The sequence below is a fragment of the Pseudomonas sp. AGC41 genome, from assembly GCF_057334555.1.
Window position 1 is genome coordinate 8,799 of record NZ_JBHFJB010000138.1, and the last position, 2,938, is coordinate 11,736.

4 protein-coding genes are annotated in these 2,938 nt (G+C 58.0%); 1 reads left to right on the forward strand and 3 read right to left on the reverse strand.

Features of this window, described 5'->3' with window-relative positions; all coding sequences use genetic code 11:
* Nucleotides 1-28: 28 nt before the first annotated feature.
* From ACE04F_RS22780 to ACE04F_RS22790, 3 genes are all read right to left on the reverse strand, one after another.
* Nucleotides 29-1,267: a type II toxin-antitoxin system HipA family toxin gene (locus ACE04F_RS22780; protein ID WP_486110025.1), complete on the reverse strand. Its 1,239-nt coding sequence runs from the start codon at nucleotides 1,265-1,267 to the stop codon at nucleotides 29-31.
* On the reverse strand, nucleotides 1,260-1,508 hold the full coding sequence (locus ACE04F_RS22785; protein WP_486110026.1) for a helix-turn-helix domain-containing protein: 249 nt from the start codon (nucleotides 1,506-1,508) through the stop codon (nucleotides 1,260-1,262). The genes ACE04F_RS22780 and ACE04F_RS22785 overlap by 8 nt, the downstream gene beginning before the upstream one ends.
* A gap of 114 nt (nucleotides 1,509-1,622) precedes the next feature.
* On the reverse strand, nucleotides 1,623-2,309 hold the full coding sequence (locus tag ACE04F_RS22790; protein ID WP_486110027.1) for a Crp/Fnr family transcriptional regulator: 687 nt from the start codon (nucleotides 2,307-2,309) through the stop codon (nucleotides 1,623-1,625).
* Nucleotides 2,310-2,396: 87 nt separating this feature from the next.
* On the opposite strand from ACE04F_RS22790, the gene ACE04F_RS22795 reads away from it, so the two are divergent.
* Nucleotides 2,397-2,921 (forward strand): Mpo1 family 2-hydroxy fatty acid dioxygenase, encoded by a 525-nt coding sequence (locus tag ACE04F_RS22795; RefSeq protein WP_486110028.1) that lies wholly within the window; start codon nucleotides 2,397-2,399, stop codon nucleotides 2,919-2,921.
* Nucleotides 2,922-2,938: the final 17 nt, after the last annotated feature.

Genomic DNA, 2,938 nt, shown 5'->3' on the forward strand with positions numbered 1-2,938 from the left:
GGCCCGAGCCTGCTCGTGATGGCTCCGGTCAGCCGTTGTCAGGTTTGAGGCTGCGTGCAAGCCCAGCCTTCCACGCCTCGCCCATTGCCTCGCCAGTTGCTCTGAACGATTGATTAGCGTCCATGTAGCGACGCATCTCGGCCAACGCAAGGTCCATTCCATGAATAACCTGCTCCAATAGATCCTTGCAGCGCCTCTCCGTCAGATTGCAGGCTGAGCGGCCAAACCCCATCAGCATTTTATATTTCGGCCAGGCTTTGGAACCGCCTAACAAGAGCGCCATGTTGTCGTTACGAATATAAACCGCTGTGCTGACGAGGTCGTAGGCGGGTGCGAGCCGGATAGATGCATCCGCGCCGCAGTGGTCATAAAGCACCCCGAAATTTTTCAGGTGCGCATCGCCATTTTTCAATCCGGCCGAGAGGGCTACGATTTTAAACAAGGACTCCAGCGCCTGATTCAGCATATGGGGCGAAACAAACGCCTTGATCTGCCGGGCCGCGCCTTCGTACGAACCGTCATACTTGGCTTTCGATGGCGAGCCGTTGAGTACACAAAAGTCCTCAAAGCCCAGATATTCGCCAGTGCGCGGCAGATCAAAACGCTTGACGATCAAAAATTTTCCGCGCTCGCTCAACTCGAATTCCGGCACTTCAAGCCCCGCATGCATCGCGGCCCGCATGCAAAAGAATTCATTAGCGGCCAACTCGGGGAACTCGTCCGAGCGAAACGCCTTGACCAGATGTGTAGCACCCCGGTGGGTCAAGCGATCAACAGCGGATGCGCTGTCGCGTACCAACACTTTGGGTTGTACTCCAGAAACACCCGAATATCGCCCGTAGGTGTCCAGCAAATCCTCGAACAACCCCTCGGCCCCGTCATGCACCAACAAGTCCGCCAAACTGGTTTCGGGCGGCCCGGCCTCGGTATGCAAACGACCAATACCGACCCTGCCCAGCTGATGAGGTCCCACGATGGCAAGCATGGCGAAGTCGTCAAAGCCCCGCACCGCTTTACTGAAACGGCGCACCAGCTCGTCACGCAAGGCACCTTCCGGCAGGTTCATTTCAAAGATCGGGGGTACGCCGGGCTCCCAGCTATAGCTCTCAAGACGCGCTGGCATGGTCAGCGAAACCGACTGTTCCTCATATGCGTCAGGCGCATAAGTGAACACTGAATCGCTGCGCTGTTGGCCTCGCCCAAGGATGCCGATAGCCGCTTCGCTGACGGTGACTTGCAACCTGTCCAGACCTTGTTCATCAGTCATGGAAAGATTCCTTTTTCAGTGTATCGAGCGTCGGGCGCTTCGCCGGACGGGCGATCGCCGTCAACTCATAGCCGAAGCCGTTGAGAATAGCTTCGACCTTACGAATGCCGACTTCAGCAATAGTATTGTTTTCAATTCCTGAAATCGTCGCGCGGCTCATGCCGTACTGCGCAGCCAATGCCTGCTGGGAAAGACGGTGTTCCTTGCGCAATCGCCTGATCAACGCACCAAGGGTTTCCATACGCCAACTCCGCATCGTATACAGTGCAAAAAATAATTAAAGATACAGAATGCACTATATTTAATTCATTTCGTCCGAGTGTAGCGCAATCCCGATCTGTACGAGTGGTCGGCTTCAGGTAGAAGCCAGCCGCCGCAACCGTTCGATATCGAGGATTTCGATCTCGCCGTAACCAAGCTGAAGAATGCCCTGCCCCTGCAGATCCTTGAGAATCTGGTTGGTGGTTTGGCGCGACAGGGAAAGCATCAACGCCAGCTGGTCCTGGGGCAGTTGCAGAACCCGGCGTGCCGGTTCGATTTCACCGTAGCCTTCGGCAATCATCAGCAAGCGATGGACCACGCGGGCCGGAGCAGGCATCAGGCTCAGGTGTTCGAGGTTGACGAAGGTCAGGCGCAACTTGTGACTCATCAGCAAGGCCAACTGCCGCCAATAACCAGGTTGTTCTTCGAGAAAAGCCAACAGCCCGGCCTGAGGCACATGCAACAACGTGCACTGCCCTGCCCCCTGCGCGTCATGGGTACGTGGCTGGCCATCGAACAGGCTGATTTCGCCGAACCAATAGGGTGGCTCCACGACGCTCAACAGCGCTTCCTTGCCCTGCTCACTGACGGCGCCGATCCGCACCGCCCCTTCGAGCACCGCGTACACGCCACATGGCGGATCGCCGCGCTTGAACAACCGCTGACCGGGCGACAGGCGACGCAGCCGCGACATCTCCAGCAGACTATTCTGTAAATCGGCGGGCAGATGGCTGTACCAGTGGCCGGTCATCAAGTGCGCATGCCAGGGATGAGTATTCATGGAAACTCCGGGACAAGTGTCGGCTAGCTGACAGAGCGCCTGGTGGAACCTGGGCATCATGCGGGCATCACCTCAGGAGGAACAACAATGAAAAGCCTCGTCGATCATCTCAGTCAATACGCGGCCTATCACCGCGACCCACGCAACATCGCCAGCCACTTCATCGGTATTCCGCTGATTTTCGTTGCCGTCGCCGTGCTGTTGTCACGGCCGGGATGGCCGGTTGGCTCGGTGCTGATTTCCCCCGCGCTGCTGGTGGCAGTGGCCAGTGCCTGGTTCTACCTGCGCCTGGAATTACGTCTGGGTGTGCTGATGACCATGCTGCTGGGGCTGGCTGTCTGGCTGGGCCAAGCGCTCGCCGCACAAAGCACGACGATATGGCTGGCCAGTGGCCTGGGCATGTTTGTGGTGGGCTGGGTGATCCAGTTCGTCGGCCACTATTACGAAGGACGCAAACCGGCGTTCGTCGATGACCTCAGCGGGTTGATTGTCGGGCCGTTGTTCGTCGTGGTCGAGGCGGGATTCCTGCTGGGCATGCGCCATGACCTTAAACAGCAGATCGAGGCGCAGGCCGGGCCGGTAAAGGTCAATCAGAAGCGAGCTGCTGCCTGAGGCCGCCTTGGGGGGGG